The sequence below is a fragment of the Rhizobium binae genome (assembly GCF_017357225.1).
Taxonomy (GTDB): domain Bacteria; phylum Pseudomonadota; class Alphaproteobacteria; order Rhizobiales; family Rhizobiaceae; genus Rhizobium; species Rhizobium binae.
Genome location: NZ_CP071604.1, coordinates 2,569,546 through 2,584,927, shown reverse-complemented (window position 1 = coordinate 2,584,927; position 15,382 = coordinate 2,569,546). Strand labels below are relative to the sequence as shown.

Annotated in this window: 15 protein-coding genes; 8 read left to right on the top strand and 7 right to left on the bottom strand. The window is 62.2% G+C overall.

Going from position 1 to position 15,382, the window contains the following annotated elements:
• Positions 1–37: 37 nt before the first annotated feature.
• The 3 genes from J2J99_RS12635 to J2J99_RS12625 all read right to left on the bottom strand — a co-directional run bounded on the left by J2J99_RS12635 (position 38) and on the right by J2J99_RS12625 (position 2,558).
• Complete coding sequence (locus J2J99_RS12635; RefSeq protein WP_168294138.1) at positions 38–868, bottom strand: ABC transporter permease; 831 nt, start codon at positions 866–868, stop codon at positions 38–40.
• Positions 865–1,671, bottom strand: coding sequence for an ABC transporter permease (locus J2J99_RS12630; RefSeq protein WP_168294137.1), 807 nt, complete (start codon positions 1,669–1,671; stop codon positions 865–867). The genes J2J99_RS12635 and J2J99_RS12630 overlap by 4 nt, the downstream gene beginning before the upstream one ends.
• A 113-nt stretch (positions 1,672–1,784) precedes the next feature.
• Positions 1,785–2,558 carry a transporter substrate-binding domain-containing protein gene (locus J2J99_RS12625; RefSeq protein ID WP_168294136.1) on the bottom strand — a complete coding sequence of 258 codons (774 nt, stop codon included), beginning with the start codon at positions 2,556–2,558 and terminating at the stop codon, positions 1,785–1,787.
• Between the two features lie 332 nt (positions 2,559–2,890).
• On the opposite strand from J2J99_RS12625, the gene J2J99_RS12620 reads away from it, so the two are divergent.
• The gene (locus tag J2J99_RS12620; RefSeq protein WP_168294135.1) at positions 2,891–5,083 is read left to right on the top strand and encodes an OmpA family protein; all 2,193 of its coding nucleotides are present in this window, start codon (positions 2,891–2,893) and stop codon (positions 5,081–5,083) included.
• A gap of 79 nt (positions 5,084–5,162) precedes the next feature.
• Here J2J99_RS12620 and J2J99_RS12615 read toward each other — a convergent pair whose 3' ends face one another.
• Both J2J99_RS12615 and J2J99_RS12610 read right to left on the bottom strand, forming a co-directional pair.
• A complete protein-coding gene (locus J2J99_RS12615) occupies positions 5,163–5,930 on the bottom strand; it encodes an alpha/beta hydrolase (RefSeq protein WP_168294134.1) in 768 nt (255 codons plus the stop codon).
• 52 nt (positions 5,931–5,982) lie between these two features.
• Positions 5,983–7,758, bottom strand: coding sequence for a cytochrome c biogenesis protein DipZ (locus J2J99_RS12610; protein ID WP_168294423.1), 1,776 nt, complete (start codon positions 7,756–7,758; stop codon positions 5,983–5,985).
• A gap of 358 nt (positions 7,759–8,116) precedes the next feature.
• Between J2J99_RS12610 and J2J99_RS12605 the strand changes: the two genes are divergently transcribed.
• From J2J99_RS12605 to maiA, 6 genes are all read left to right on the top strand, one after another.
• On the top strand, positions 8,117–9,169 hold the full coding sequence (locus J2J99_RS12605; RefSeq protein WP_168294133.1) for an alpha/beta fold hydrolase: 1,053 nt from the start codon (positions 8,117–8,119) through the stop codon (positions 9,167–9,169).
• A gap of 112 nt (positions 9,170–9,281) precedes the next feature.
• Positions 9,282–10,022, top strand: coding sequence for a response regulator (locus J2J99_RS12600; RefSeq protein WP_168294132.1), 741 nt, complete (start codon positions 9,282–9,284; stop codon positions 10,020–10,022).
• A gap of 8 nt (positions 10,023–10,030) precedes the next feature.
• Complete coding sequence (locus J2J99_RS12595; RefSeq protein WP_375337298.1) at positions 10,031–11,341, top strand: sensor histidine kinase; 1,311 nt, start codon at positions 10,031–10,033, stop codon at positions 11,339–11,341.
• 189 nt (positions 11,342–11,530) lie between these two features.
• Entirely contained in the window at positions 11,531–11,947 is a 417-nt protein-coding gene (locus J2J99_RS12590; protein WP_168294130.1) for an organic hydroperoxide resistance protein, read from the top strand.
• A gap of 60 nt (positions 11,948–12,007) precedes the next feature.
• Entirely contained in the window at positions 12,008–12,181 is a 174-nt protein-coding gene (locus J2J99_RS12585) for a hypothetical protein (RefSeq protein ID WP_168294129.1), read from the top strand.
• The gene (gene maiA / locus J2J99_RS12580) at positions 12,178–12,813 is read left to right on the top strand and encodes a maleylacetoacetate isomerase (RefSeq protein ID WP_168294128.1); all 636 of its coding nucleotides are present in this window, start codon (positions 12,178–12,180) and stop codon (positions 12,811–12,813) included. The genes J2J99_RS12585 and maiA overlap by 4 nt, the downstream gene beginning before the upstream one ends.
• Before the next feature lie 47 nt (positions 12,814–12,860).
• Here maiA and J2J99_RS12575 read toward each other — a convergent pair whose 3' ends face one another.
• Together J2J99_RS12575 and J2J99_RS12570 are read right to left on the bottom strand one after the other, a co-directional pair.
• Positions 12,861–13,850, bottom strand: a complete 990-nt coding sequence (locus J2J99_RS12575) for an aldo/keto reductase (RefSeq protein WP_168294127.1) — start codon at positions 13,848–13,850, stop codon at positions 12,861–12,863.
• A gap of 13 nt (positions 13,851–13,863) precedes the next feature.
• The gene (locus J2J99_RS12570; protein ID WP_168294126.1) at positions 13,864–14,259 is read right to left on the bottom strand and encodes a (R)-mandelonitrile lyase; all 396 of its coding nucleotides are present in this window, start codon (positions 14,257–14,259) and stop codon (positions 13,864–13,866) included.
• Positions 14,260–14,429: 170 nt separating this feature from the next.
• On the opposite strand from J2J99_RS12570, the gene J2J99_RS12565 reads away from it, so the two are divergent.
• Positions 14,430–15,323, top strand: a complete 894-nt coding sequence (locus J2J99_RS12565; RefSeq protein WP_168294125.1) for a LysR family transcriptional regulator — start codon at positions 14,430–14,432, stop codon at positions 15,321–15,323.
• Positions 15,324–15,382: the final 59 nt, after the last annotated feature.

Here is a 15,382-nt window from a genome sequence, read left to right as displayed (position 1 = left end):
GCTTGGCAGCAATGCTCCGAGAGTGCTGCCAGCGCCGTCAGCGCTTGAGATGACGGGTCAGCCGACGCTCGATCCACGCCCAGAGATGGCGCAACGCCTCGACGATGGCGAGATAGAAGATCGCCGCCCAGAGATAGGTCTGATAGTCGAAGGTGCGGGAGAAGGCGTAGCGGGTTTCGCCCATCAGGTCGAGCACGGTGATGATGGCGACGACCGCCGAACCCTTGATCAGCAGGATGATTTCATTGCCATACGGACGCAGCGCAACGATAAAGGCCTGCGGCAGGACAATCTTGCGGAAAGCGATGACTTTGTGGATGCCGAGGGCGGCTGCCGCCTCGTGCTGGCCGTGCGGCACGCTCTCGATTGCGCCGCGCAGGATTTCCGCCTGATAGGCGGCGGTATTGATGGTCATGGCGAAGAGACCGCAATACCAGGCATCGCGGAAGAACCACCAGATGCCGACGGCTTCCAGCTGTGGCCGGAACACGCCGAGGCCATAATAAACAAGGAATAGCTGGGCAAGCAGCGGCGTGCCGCGGAAGAAATAGATATAGCCGTAGGCGAGCCAGTTGAGCAGGCGGCTCTTCGACAGGCGTGCGATGGCGAGCGGCAGCGAGAGCACGGCGCCGCAGACGACGGAGATGGCGACCAGGCTGAGAGTGATCCACAGACCGTGCAGATAACGCGGGCCATAGCGGGTGAACTTGTCGAGATCCCAGCCATTGACAACGGTGAAGAGCAGCAGCGCGGCGAGCAGCGCCCAGAACGTGACGAGGATGTAACCGCTGAGACGCGCCGCCGTCATCGGCTTTCTCACCTCGCGGGGGGCGGGCTGCGGCGGGATCAATATTTCGGCATAGCTCATCGGCGGACCTCCGAACGCTTGGCCCAGCGGTCGATGCGGACGAGCAGGAACGAAGAGAGGATGGCGAGCACCAGGTAGAGACAGCAGGCGATGCCGTAGAAGAAGAAGGGTTCCTTGGTGACCCTGACGGCGACGCTCGTCTGGCGCAGAATGTCGGCAAGGCTGATAATCGAGACATAGGACGTGTCCTTCAGCAGCACCATCCACAGATTCGTCAGGCCGGGGAGTGCGATTCGCACAAGCTGCGGCAGGATGATGAGCCGTAGCGTGCGGCCGCGATGCAGGCCGAGCGAGTCTCCTGCCTCATACTGGCCCTTGGGTATGGCGCGGAAAGCCGAAAGCAGCACTTCCGAACAGTAAGCGGAGAAGACGACCGACAGCGCGATAACGCCGGCGAGAAAAGCGTTGATCTCGATCGGCGGTCCGACATAGCCGACAAGCTCCAGGAGGGACTGGATCAGCATTTGCATGCCGTAATAGATAATGAAGAGCGTCAAAAGCTCCGGCAGGCCGCGGAAGATCGTCGTGTAGATACCGGCGGCCAGCCGCAGTGGCTTTTCCTCCGACTGCTGGCCCAGCGCCACCAGGAAACCGATCACGAGGCCGATCGGCAGGGTGACAATCGCTACCGAAACGGTGACCTGCAGGCCGAGGGCGATTTCGTCGCCCCAGCCGGTATCGCCGCACGCAAGAATCGTCGACTGACCAAACCAGGTGAAGATGCCGACGGGTCCGCACAGCGGATCGAAAATTTGCACAAGTGAGCTCCAGAAGGAGCCAAGCGCGGAAAATAATCCGCCCATGCGAGAATTCCCCTCACGGCTTTTGCCGTTTTGATCTTGTCACCGTTGTCAAACAAAAATGGCGGAAGAGCAAGCCTTCCGCCATTCGCTTTATCGGCCAGATACCGAATTTCTCATTCGCCGTAAACGTCGAAGTCGAAGTACTTGTCCTGGATCTTCTTGTACTCGCCGCTGGCGCGGATCGCCGCGATGGCCGCGTTCAGCTTTTCCTTGAGCGGATCGCCCTTGCGGATGGCAATGCCTGCGCCGTTGCCGTTGATTTCCTTGTCGACCGGCAGGGTCGTCAGGATCTTGCAGCAGGCGCCGGCGTCGGACTTGACCCATTCGGAGAGAACGACGACGTCGTCGATGACGGCATCGACGCGGCCGCTGGATACGTCGAGCTTGTATTCGTCAGCCGTGGGATAGAGCTTCAGCTCGGTGTCGGCGAGATGCTTCTCGGCGTAGTTGGCATGCGTCGTGGAAGTCTGTGCGCCGATTACCTTGCCCTTGAGGCCGGCAACGTCGGTGATCTTGGAATCCTTCGGCACGGCGATGGCCGGTGGGGTGTTGTAGTACTTGTTGGAGAAGTCGACGAGCTTGAGACGCTCAGGTGTGATCGACATGGACGAGACGATCATGTCGAATTTCTTGGCGTTCAGAGCCGGGATGATGCCATCCCAGTCGGTGCTGACGAAGGTGCATTCGGCCTTCATTTCGGCACAGAGCGCCTTGGCGATATCGATGTCGAAGCCCTGGATGGTGCCACTGGCATCAACGAATTCGAAGGGCGGATAGGTCGAATCAGTGCCGATCACATATTTCTCGCCGTCGGCCATGGCCGAGCCGGCAAAAAGGGACATCGCCGCAATCGAAGCTGCCGCGAAGATACGGGTGGAGATATGCATGAGGATCCTCTCTGTTGGTAGCCATCGCGCTTTTTTCTCTTGGGCTGACGGCTGCTGTTCAACGGTGACAGGCACCGCCTTGTGGCGATAATCAGACTTTTTTTCATGGAAATGCAACAGAAATTCCCGGGCCATTCGCGGCGCAAACAGCAGGCGAGATGAATGGGGGCAGACTGCAACATTCACCTGAGGTTAATGCCCCGTTTCCTAGAACCGGAACAAATCGGCGGCTTGGCGCTTTGCCATTTCGCCGTTTCGCCTCAATGCGTAGCTAGGGGCGGAACTAGGGCCTGTCGGCCTTCAGTAAGCTCAAACAGGATCGAGGAAAGCCGATGGGCAAGAAATCAAGATTGTTTGCAAGCGCAGCTTTTCCGCTGCTTTCCCTCTCGCTGGCACTGCAGCCGGCATCGGCGATGGCGGCCGCGCGCGGAGCCGCGCCCGAGGCTGCGGCCGTTCGGCAGATCGAACAGGGCAGCTTCGAAGTGGCGCAGGACGCGCCCTCCGAGGAGGAGCTCTTGAAGAAGAAGCGCAAGCAGAAGGGGGAAGCCCCGGCCGAACAGGCGCCGGCCGCCGAGCAGCCGAAGGAGGCGCCCGCCGAGAAGCCGAAGGCCGAGCGCAAGGAGGCACCTGCACCCGAACCAAAGGCGGAGCCGGAACCGCCGAAGGCCGAAGCGCCGAAGGAGGAGCCCGCGCCGAAGGCCGAGAGCAAGCCGGAACGGAAAGCCAAGCAGGCAGCCCAGCCGGAGGCCGAGCCCCAGCAGGAAGAGCAACCGGTAACACAGGAAAAGCCGAAAAAGCCGAAGAAGCAGCAGACGGAGCAAGCCGAGCCGGAGGCTCAGCCGGCCCCTGAACAGCAGCCGGCGGCAAAACAAGCCCAGCCGGAGACCGAACAGGCCCAGCCCGAGGTCAAGCCGGAAGGCGGCAAGAAGGGTCAGGACAAGGCCCAGAGCCAAGATAAGGGCAAGGCTAAGACCGAGACCGCCGCTCCCGAGGCGGTGACGCCCACCGAGGAACAGGCCAAGCCTGCAGTTGAGCCGGAGGGAAAACCCGCTGCCGAAGCGCCAGCCAAGAAGCCGAAGAAGGGCGAGGCTGCAGCCCCGGCGGTGAAGCCAGCCGAAGACAAGGCGGCCGCTCCCGAAGCTGCGCCTGCCGAAGCGCCGACGGATGGCACGGCTGCCAAGCCTGCCGCCAAACAGCCCACCGCTGAGCAACCCACCGCTGAGCAACCCGCCGCCAAACAGCCCGCCGGCGAACAGCCGGCTGCGCCCGCCACCGACACGGCCCAGCCGCTGCCGGATGCCAGCGGCGGACAGCAGGTGGAGCAGGCCATTCCGGCACCGGAAAAGGTTTCTCCCGAGGAGCTGGAGCGCCGGAAAAAGATCGCCGCAGATCCGGCCAAGAGCAACGAGACCGTCGTGCTGCCGGTCGAGAACGGTGCCGCCGTGCTTGACAGCGACAAGGATGCCGATCGCAGCAAGGGGCGGGAAGGTCGCCGTGACCGCGACAAGCTGCGGGCCGAAAGCCAGGAGGTGAAGGTGCCGACCTCGGATGCGGATGCGCAGGCTCCTGCCGCCGCTGCGGCGCCGGCGATCAAGCTCGAGGCGGTCACCAGCGAGAAGGGCACGAGGCTCGACACCCGGCCGCAATTTGCCCGTCCCGAGGGAGCGCGCATCGAGGATCAAACGGACGATAACCGGGTGATCATCCAGTACAACAATCAAGTGATCGTGCGTAGCGACGACGACAGGCGGTTCCTGCGCGACGGTGAACGGCCGATCTATGAAGAGCTCCCGGACAATCGCTATCGCGAGATCATCACCCGGCCGGAAGGCTATCGGATCGTCACCATCCGCAACCGCTACGGCGACATCATCCAGCGGTCGCGCGTCGATTCCCGCGGGCGCGAATACGTGCTCTACTACTCACCTGATCTCTACGAGGATCCTGATCGCGGCTATTTCGATGACCCGGGCGCTGATCTGCCGCCGATGCGGCTGCGTGTCCCGCTTAACGACTATATCATCGACACCAGCAGCGATCCTGACCGGGACTATTACGAATTCCTCAGCGAGCCGCCCGTCGAGCAGGTGGAGCGTGTCTATTCGCTTGACGAAGTGAAGTATTCTGCCCGTATTCGCGACAAGGTGCGCCGCATCGACCTCGATACGATCACCTTCGCGACCGGCAGCGCCGAGATCCCGATGACCCAAGCGCGCACATTGCGCAAGGTTGCCGACGCGATCAGCCAGGTGCTGAAGAAAGATCCGAGCGAGACCTTCCTGATCGAGGGCCATACGGATGCCGTCGGTTCCGACCAGAGCAACCTGGTCCTCTCCGACCAGCGGGCGGAATCGGTCGCCAATGTGCTCTCCGACGTCTATGGCATTCCGCCGGAAAACATGGCGACACAGGGCTACGGCGAACGTTACTTGAAGGTCAACACGCCAGGCCCCGAACAGGAAAACCGCCGCGTTACCATCCGTCGCGTCACTCCGCTGGTGCGTCCGGTCGCCGCCAATCAGTAGCTGATCCGCCCCTCCCTGGCGTCAGGGAGGGGCGCTGACCTCCTCTTCGCCCGCCGGGAGACGGGGAAGTGACCTTTTCTTACCCTCTCTGTCGGCCGGCTTTCGTAGCCGCGTTTTCGATGACATCGGCGACTTTCTCCGGCTGGGATGCGAAGACGGCGTGGCTGCCCTTGATCTCTGTCATGTCGCTGCCGGCTCGTTTGGCCATGTCACGCTCCAGCTCGGGATTGATGGAGCGATCATCGGTGGCGACGACCGACCAGCTCGGCTTCGTCCGCCATGCCGGCCTTCCGACTTTGGCCGAAAAGGCCTGCTTGGCGGCGAAGACCTGCGATCTTGCCAGGAAATCGGCCTCGGCCTTCGGCAGATCGGCCGCGAAAGCCGCGGCGAAGGCGCCCGGATCGAGATAGAGATATTTGCCGTCCTTCGTTTCCTTGATATCCATACTGCCGGCCGGCTTCGAGCTGGCGAGGCTCAGCAGGCTTTCCCCCTTGTCGGGCTGGAAGGCTGCGACATAGACGAGGCCAGCGACATGCGGATCGTGACCAGCTTCAGTGATGACCATGCCGCCATAGCTGTGGCCGACGAGCAGGACTGGTCCCGTCTGGAGGTCGAGAACCCGCTTGGTTGCCGCCACGTCGTCGCCGAGCGAGGTGAGGGGTTCCTGGACGACAGTGACGTTGAAGCCGCGCTTTTCGAGGATCTCGGTCGCTTTTCGCCATCCCGAGCCATCGGCCAGCGCGCCGTGGACGATCACGATGTTCTTGACCGCGGCAGCCTCGGCAGCAAAGGCGATTCCGGCGGTGGCAAATGCAAGGCTTGCGATGAAAGTCAAATGCTTGTTCATGGGGTCACTCCTTTTGGTGATGTTGAAGGGCGGGATTTGAAATTCTTAGGGTTCAGCCGAAGGTGAAGGCGTAAGCCTGGACGCCCGGATCGAGGAAGCGGATTTCGAAGGTGCGGGCGGTGACGGCGCCGGACTCGCGAACGAGCTGGTAAAGCCGCGTTGCGGTGACCGTGCCATTGCCGTCGGCGTCGATGTCGGAGCCATGATCGGCTCCGGGCGCCTTGCCATCGAGCCTCACCTGGAAACGGACAGGTTTGGCGTCCGCGCCGGGTCCGAGCACGAGATGCAGATCGCGGGCGCTGAAACGATAGGCGATGCCGCCGCCCGGCTGGTCGAGCGTTGCCTGGTCCTTACCGACGGTCCAGGCGCCGGACAGGCCCCATGCATTGATGCCGGGCTTGGCGATCGAATAGTTCTGCGGCGTACCGGCCTGCAGCCCTTCGGGAGAGACGAAATTTTCGGCCTGTGCGTAGCCGAGATAGGTCTCGCCGGAGCGGATATTGGCGAGGTCGGGACCCGCTTCCACACCCTTGGCATCGGGCGCAACCGGGGCCGTTTCCACCATCTGGTTGCCCGCTTCGCGCAGCAGGTCCTGGATGGCCTTTTCAGTCCTGCCGTAATTGCCTTCGCCGAAATGGTGATAGCGGATCTGACCTTTGGCATCGATCAGATAGGCGGCAGGCCAGTAGCTGTTCTCGAAGGCGCGCCAGATTTTGTAGTCATTGTCGATCGCAACGGGATAGCCGATCTGAAAGTCGCCGACGGCCTTCTTGACGTTGTCGATCTTCTTTTCGAAGGCAAATTCCGGGGCGTGCACGCCGATGACAACCAGGCCCTGATCCGCATATTTTTCCGCCCAGGCCCTGACATAGGGAATGGTGCGAATGCAGTTGATGCAGGAATAGGTCCAGAAGTCGACGAGCACCACCTTGCCCCGCAGCTGCTCCTTGGTCAGAGGCTTCGAGTTCAGCCATTCGACCGCGCCGTCGAACGAAGGCGCGTAAGCTTCGACGGGCAGATCACTGCGGAAAGGATTCTGTGCATCCGTTGCGGAAATGTTCGCGTCGTTGCTCGCCACCTCAGAAGGTGTGCCGGCGACGGGCTTGGCATGCAGCCTGTCCAGCACGGTCTGTTCCAGCGAGGCGGTGGTGGCATAGGAAAGGCGCGCCAGCAGGCTGGTGTCAAGGCCGAGCGCGATGACCGCCACGCCCGCCAATACGGCCGCGCCGACAGTCTGGCGAATTCGGTCACCAAAGCCGAGCGAGCGCTTCATCGCGGCGAAGATTTTACCGCCGACGAGCAAGGCGATCGCAAGCGAGGTCGCAGCACCGGCGGCATAGGCGATCAATAGGGCGGTCGTCTGCAGGTTGGCGCCTTGCAATGCCGCGCCGGTCAGCACGAGGCCGAGAATTGGTCCGGCGCAGGGCGCCCAGAGGAGGCCGGTGGCGACGCCCAGGATAAGAGCGCTCTTGACCGTCAGCGCCATGCGTCCGCCACCGCTGGCGTTCAGAAGATTGTTGCCGAGGTCAACGATCGGGCGGGCAAGCATAGTTGCGAAGCGCTGAGATAGCAGGCTCACTCCGAAGAGCGCGAGCAGGACGATCGCCGCGAGGCGGCCATATTCATTGGCGCGAATGGCCCAGCTGCCGCCGACGGCGGCAAGGGTGGCGACGAGCGCGAAGGTGGCGGCCATGCCAGCCAGCATCGGCAGCGTGCTTTTGATGAAGGGCTGTCCGGCGCGGGCAAAGACGAAGGGGAGGATCGGGAGAATGCAGGGGCTGAGGATGGTCAGCACGCCTCCAAGATAGGCAATGATCAGAAGTGTCATCATCGTTTCCTTTGAAACCGAGTGATCGGGCTCTGGACGGCGATGGGCCTGAACCAGCAACGGCGGCGATGTAGCCGCGCGGAGGTATCTCCGATGTGTCCGGTTTGATGGAGAAATGTACCGAACTATTGCGCCGGCGCGCGGGCGATACAAAAGAATACACAGTGTCTGGGGCTCAGAGGCGGCGGCGAAAACCCCGGTGGTGCGCGAAATGCTCTGACGAGGCGGCGCATTTGTATCAGAATGTATCTCGGCAGGCGGAGGCTACACTCGCATTCAAAATCCGCAGCCTGTGACATATGGGCGATACAAGCCGAACGTCATCTGAGCGCCGTGATCCATTCGACAGGAGAGACCGATGTCAGAGCAAATCAATCATCACCGCCGCCGATTCTTCGGCATGACGGCCATCGCACTTGCAGCCGTCGAATTCGGCGTGGCCGGAGCGGCCGCAGCCCAACAGCCGCAGTCTTCCAAAGCCGTTTTGCCTGACGCGAAGGCCGGTAGCCATACCTCCTTCGAAGCGCTGAAGCAGGCCAGAACGGATGTGCTCGATATCGGCTATGCCGAGGCGGGAAAGGCGGATGGGCCGGTCGTGCTGCTGCTGCACGGCTGGCCCTACGATATTTACAGTTTCGTCGATGTCGCGCCGCTGCTTGCCTCGGCCGGCTACAGGGTGATCGTGCCTTATTTGCGTGGCTATGGCACCACCCGGTTCCTGGACGACAAGACCCCCCGCAACGCCCAGCCTTCAGCGCTTGCCGCCGATATGATTGCGCTGCTGGATGCGCTTGAAATCGAGAAGGCTGTCATTGCCGGATACGACTGGGGCGGGCGGACCGCCAATATCATGGCGGCGCTGTGGCCCGAGCGCTGCAAGGCCATGGTCTCGGTCAGCGGCTACTTGATCGGCAGCCAGGAGGCCAACAAGAAGCCGCTTCCGCCGAAGGCGGAACTCGCCTGGTGGTACCAGTTCTATTTCGCCACCGAACGCGGCCGGCTGGGGTATGCGAGCAACACGCATGATTTTGCAAAGCTCATCTGGCAGACGGCTTCGCCGAAGTGGAATTTCGAGGATGCGACATTCGACAGATCCGCCACTGCCTTCGACAATCCCGACCATGTGGAAATCGTCATTCACAATTATCGCTGGCGTCTGGGGCTTGTCGAAGGCGAGGCGAAGTACGATGCCTATGAGAAAAAGCTTGCCGCCTTGCCGATCATCTCGGTGCCGACGATCACTATGGAAGGTGACGCAAATGGTGCGCCGCATCCAGAGCCCTCCGCCTATGCTGGAAAATTCTCCGGCAGATACGAGCACCGCACGATTGGCGGCGGCATCGGCCACAACCTGCCGCAGGAGGCGCCGCAAGCCTTCGCCCAGGCGGTCATCGACGTCGATGGCTTCTGATTGGCCGTAAAGGCTCGTTGCCCGGGCTGGCGGAATATGCGTAGGTCGCGTCCGGCGCCTCGATGTGAACGAGGCGGCAGGCGCGGCCGTAATCGTTGAGGAATAGGCAAATATGGATCATGTCGATCACATCCTGATCGTCGACGACGATCGCGAAATCCGCGAGCTGGTCTCGGGCTATCTGCAGAAGAATGGGCTTAGGACCAGTGTTGCCGCGGATGGGCGGCAGATGCGCAGTTTTCTGGAAGCGAATGCCGTTGACCTGATCGTGCTCGACGTGATGATGCCCGGCGACGACGGGCTGGTGCTCTGCCGCGAATTGCGGGCCGGCCGGCACAAGGCGATCCCGATCCTGATGCTGACGGCCCGCACCGACGAGATGGACAGGATCCTCGGTTTGGAGATGGGCGCCGACGACTATCTTGCCAAGCCTTTCGCCGCCCGCGAACTTCTCGCCCGCATCAAGGCGGTGCTGCGGCGTACACGCATGCTGCCGCCCAACCTGCAGATCAGCGAGGCGGGACAATTGTTGACCTTCGGCGACTGGCGGCTCGATACGGTCGCTCGTCACCTTCTCGAAAAAGACGGGACCGCGATTGCGCTGAGCGGCGCAGAATACCGCCTGCTTCGCGTCTTCATCGACCACCCGCAGCGTGTGCTCAACCGCGACCAGCTCCTGAGCCTGACGCAGGGCCGCGACGCCGAGCTCTTCGATCGCTCGATTGATCTTCTCGTCAGCCGTCTGCGGCAGCGCCTGGGGGATGACGCGCGCGAGCCGACCTACATCAAGACGGTGCGCAGCGAAGGTTATGTCTTCTCGGTTCCCGTCGAAATCTCGGAGCCGCGCCGATGAGGACCGAGATGCCCATACCGTCGGGGCTGATGTGGCCGAGCACGCTGCGATCGCAGATCTTCCTGATTCTCCTGATCGGTCTGGCTCTGGCTTATGGGCTCTCCTTCAGCGTTCTCTACATGGAACGCTATATGTCGGCTAAGGCAGTGATGCTCGGAACCCTCGAGAACGACGTTGCGACATCCATCGCCGTTCTCGACCGGCTTCCGCCGGACGAACGCGGCGAGCTTCTGGAATGGCTGAGTCGCGGCAACTACCGCTTTGAACTCGGGCCTGGACTGGCCGGTGTGCCCGACGACTCCGGCAAGGGCAGGGAGATCGCAGGAAAGATAGAGGCGGCCGTCGGGCACCGCTTTCCGATCCGCATCGAACGGATTCCAGGTGAGGTGAACCGGCTGCAGGCACATCTGACGTTGAGCGACGGAACGCCTCTGACGATCGACGTCACGCCGAAAGGCGTTATGCCGATCGCCGCATGGCTGCCTTATGTGTTCGCGATCCAGATGGTGCTGCTCATTTTCTGCACCTGGTTTGCGGTCCGCCAGGCGATCCGACCGCTCGGTGCGCTCGCCGCCGCTGCCGATGCGCTCGATCCTGATAAGGACGGTCAGGCTCTGAGCGAGGCCGGGCCAAGCGAGGTCGCGCATGCGGCGAGGGCCTTCAATGCGATGCGGGAGAGGATCGCCCATTATCTCGAGGAGCGGGTCCAGATACTGGCGGCGATCTCGCACGACCTGCAGACGCCGATTACCCGCATGCGGTTGCGCGCCGACATGGCGGAAGAGTCGCCCGAGAAGGACAAGCTGGTGCATGATCTCGGCGAGATCCAGCGCCTCGTCCAGGACGGCATCGCCTACGCGCGCAGCGCCCACGGCAGCGGAGAGAAGAACGCCCGCATCGATCTCGCCTCGTTCATCGACAGCATAGCCTACGACTATCAGGACACTGGAAAGGCGGTCACGGTCGTCGGGCTGGTCGAGGGAGCCGCCTTCACGAAGCCGCACGCCCTTCGCCGCATCCTGTCGAATTTCATCGACAATGCCCTGAAATTTGCCGGCGCCGCCGAGATCAGCGTCGAGCGCGGCGCAGATAATACCTTCGTCGTCACGGTGATGGATCGTGGGCCCGGAATTCCGGATGACATGCTGGAAGCGGCGATGCAGCCGTTCTTCCGGCTCGAGCAGTCCCGCAACCGAGAGACCGGCGGAACGGGCCTTGGCCTGGCGATCGCCCAGCAGCTGACAGCCAAGATCGGCGGTTCTCTGAGGCTCTACAATCGCTCCGGCGGCGGACTGGCGGCGGAAGTCACCATTCGGTGATGACGACGTTTTCCGGGACGTTCGGGATGTCTTGTATCGGAAAATGTCCTGGCTGCCGGATTCTACCTTTTGTAACATTTCGGCCGTTTCCGGAAACATGCCGGATATATCGATCGTTCAAACCACACTCCGTCAACCCGGTCGCGGCAGCGACCAGTCGCAGACAGCGACGCAAATAAGGAGTGTCACATGACCAAGATCGACAAGGTTCTCTATACCGGCAAGACCCGCACCACCGGCGGGCGCGACGGCGCTTCGCGGAGCGATGACGGCGAGCTTGATATCAAGCTGTCGCCGCCCGGCAGCGCGCGGCCCGGCACCAATCCCGAACAACTTTTCGCAGCCGGCTGGTCGGCCTGCTTCATCGGTGCGATCGGCATTGCCGCCGGCAAGCTGAAGATCAGGCTTCCCACGGAGACCGCTGTGAACTCCGAGGTCGATCTCGGAACGACCGAGGGCGACTATTTCCTGCAGGCCCGTCTCAAGGTCAGCCTGCCCGGCATCGAAGCAGATGTCGCGAAGGCGCTTGTCGACGAGGCGCACCGGACCTGCCCCTATTCGAAGGCGACACGCGGCAACATCCATGTCGAGCTGAGCATTGCCTGACCGGCAGGGGCCGAAAAGAAACAGGGCGAGGCCTGTCGGGCCTCGCCGATGGAGGATTTCATGAGATTGATGATCATCTGCGTCCTGGGAGCGGCGGTGTTTGCCGCGTCCTGCATCTACGACATAAGCTCGCAGGAGCCTTCGCCGCTCGCCGGCCTTGTCACGGCGGCATCGGCAGCGTCTTCTGCGACCGGGTTGTCGCTCCTGCGCGACGATAAGGGAGAAAGACAATGAAGCTCTATCAGAACGAAATTTCCTCGGCGACATCGAGGGTCCGGATTGCACTGGCCTTGAAGGGGCTGACGGCGGAGGCGCTGCCGGTCACCATTCTCGGCGAGGAGGCAGAGAGCCGCCAGGCCGGATACCGCAGCGTCAATCCGCAGGGGCTCGTGCCGGCCCTGCTCACCGACAGCGGCGTCCTCATCACCCAGTCGCTGGCGATCATCGAATATCTCGATGAGATCCGGCCTGAACCGCGGCTGCTGCCTGACACAGCGGAAGACAGGGCGCAGGCGCGGTCCATCGCGCTTGCGATTGCGGCCGAAATCCATGCGTTGCTGCCGCCGCGGATCGGCCTGCAGCTCAAAACCGCCTTTAAAGCCGATGCCGACGCCATTGCTGCCTGGAGCCGTCACTGGGTCGGCGAGGGAATGGCCGCTGTGGAGACGATGATTGCCGGTCACAGGCGTGGGGCCTTCGCAGTCTCCGATCAGCCTGGCATCGCCGACATCTTCCTCTTCCCGCAGGCGATCAGCGCCGGGCGCATGGGCTTCGATCTGGCGCGGTGGCCGAATATCGCGGAGATTGTCGGCAGGCTCGAGGCGATACCGGCTTTTCAGCAGAATGCGCCGGCGCCGAGGAAATAATGTTATCGGTGAGGACGTGGCCGCAACGGATTGCGGCCACTTTTGTCTCAGCGATTGACCCTAGCCTGCAGATGGGCCGGGTAACGATCGCCTTCCACCTTGATCGTGGCGAGAGCGCTTTCGATGCCGACGAGATCCTCCGCCGCCAGTTCGACATCGGCAGCCTGAATGTTTTCCTGGAGACGGTGCAGCTTGGTGGTGCCGGGGATTGGCACGATCCAGGGCTTCTGCGCCAGCAACCAGGCCAGGGCGACCTGGGCTGATGTCGCCTTCTTGTGCGCGGCGATTTCCGCGAGGAGATCGACGAGCGCCTGGTTGGCTTTGCGCGCCTCGGCCGAAAAGCGCGGCACGATGTTGCGGAAGTCCTTGCTGTCGAAGGTGGTCGTCTCGTTGATCGCACCGGTAAGGAAGCCCTTACCGAGCGGGCTGAACGGGACGAGGCCGATCCCGAGTTCTTCGAGCGCCGGCAGAATCTCCTGTTCAGGTTCACGCCACCAGAGCGAATATTCGCTCTGCAGCGCCGTCACCGGCTGGACGGCATGAGCGCGGCGAATTGTCTGCACACCTGCTTCCGAAAGGCCAAAAGTCCGGACCTTGCCCTCTGCAATCAGCGCTTTGACCGTGCCGGCGACGTCTTCGATCGGCACGTCGGGGTCGACGCGATGCTGGTAGAAAAGGTCGATGACGTCGGTTTTCAGGCGCTTCAGCGCCTGATCGGCAACCGCGCGGATATGCTCCGGCCGGCTGTTCATGCCGCTCTGGCCACCATTGGCGTCGAAGTTGAAGCCGAACTTCGTGGCGATAACCACCTGGCTTCTGAAAGGCGCGAGCGCCTCTCCCAGAAGCTCCTCGTTCTTGTAGGGGCCATAGGCCTCGGCGGTGTCGAAGAAGGTGACACCGCGTTCGAAGGCCTCGCGGATCAGCTTGACCGCCTCCCGGATGTCCGTCGCCGGCCCATAACCATAACTGAGCCCCATGCACCCAAGGCCTATGGCCGAGACTTGAAGGCCGCTCTTTCCGAGTTCACGCGTCTGCATCGGTATTTCCTTTTCAGCCTTGATATTCGGTGTCCGTAACGTGCTCCATCCAGTCGACGGCCTTGCCGTCGAGTTGTTCCTGGATGGCGATATGGGTCATCGCAGTCGCTGGCGATGCGCCGTGCCAGTGACGTTCGCCCGGGGCGAACCGAACGACATCTCCGGGGCGGATTTCCTCGATCGGGCCGCCTTCGCGCTGGACGCGGCCGCAGCCGGCAGTGACGATCAAGGTCTGGCCGAGGGGGTGGGTGTGCCAGGCGGTGCGGGCGCCGGGCTCGAAGGTGACGCTGGCGCCGGCGACGCGGCCAGGGTCGGTCGCGGTAAACAGGGGGTCGATGCGCACCGTGCCGGTGAACCAGTCTGCCGGCCCCTTGGCCGAAGGTTGCGAGCCGTTTCGCTTGATATCCATAGTCGTTCTCTCGAATGTCGGATGAGACAGTTCCGGCGGACAACAGTCAGCGCCGATGAACTATTCATTCCCAGCGAACATGTTCGCGTGGGATGCCAAGGTATTTAGCGCGTGCGCGTGATTTCGATTAGATGGTATAAACGGCAAGAACCTATGAGAGAGATTCATGAATGCCACGTTCGTCCGTCGACGATCTCATCGCCTTTCTTGCGGTTGCGCGGGAGCGGAGCTTCACCAAGGCGGCAGCGAAGCTCGGCGTATCGCAGTCGGCGCTCAGCCACACCATCCGAGGGCTCGAGGCGAGGCTTGGACTGCGATTGCTTACCCGCACGACGCGCAGCGTCTCGCCGACAGAGGCCGGCGAACGCCTGCTTGTCTCCATCGGCCCGCGCTTCGACGAAATCGAAAGTTCACTGGCTGCCTTGAGCGCGTTCCGGGAAAAGCCGGCCGGCACGATCCGCATCAATGCCGGCGAGCATGCGGCCAATGCAGTTCTCTGGCCCGCCCTGGAGAGGATTCTGCCTGAATACCCCGATGTCAAGGTCGAGATCATCGTCGATTATGGTCTGACCGACATTGTCGCCGAGCGTTACGACGCGGGGGTGCGGTTGGGCGAACAGGTGGCAAAAGACATGGTCGCAGTGCGCATCGGCCCTGACATGCGCATGGCGGTGGTCGGCGCTCCCTCCTATTTCGACGGCAGGCCGAAGCCTCTGACACCCCATGACCTCACGGATCACAATTGCATCAATCTGCGTCTGCCGACCCATGGCGCTGTTTACGTGTGGGAGTTCGAGAAGGACGGGCGCGAACTGAATGTTCGCGTCGACGGGCAGCTGGTCTTCAACAACATCGCGCTCAGACTGAACGCGGCGCTTGCTGGCGCGGGGCTCGCCTATCTGCCTGAGGACGCCGTGCAGGCGCATCTTGAGAACGGGCAGCTGGTGCGCGTGCTCGAAGACTGGTGTCCGCCGTTTCCCGGTTATCATCTTTATTATCCCAGCCGCCGGCATGCATCGCCGGCCTTTGCGGTCGTCGTCGATGCGCTTCGGTATCGGGGGTAAAGACTTATATTTCGCCCAATCGGCAACGCGTTGAAGCTGCGCGAAGTCATACCTGGTCG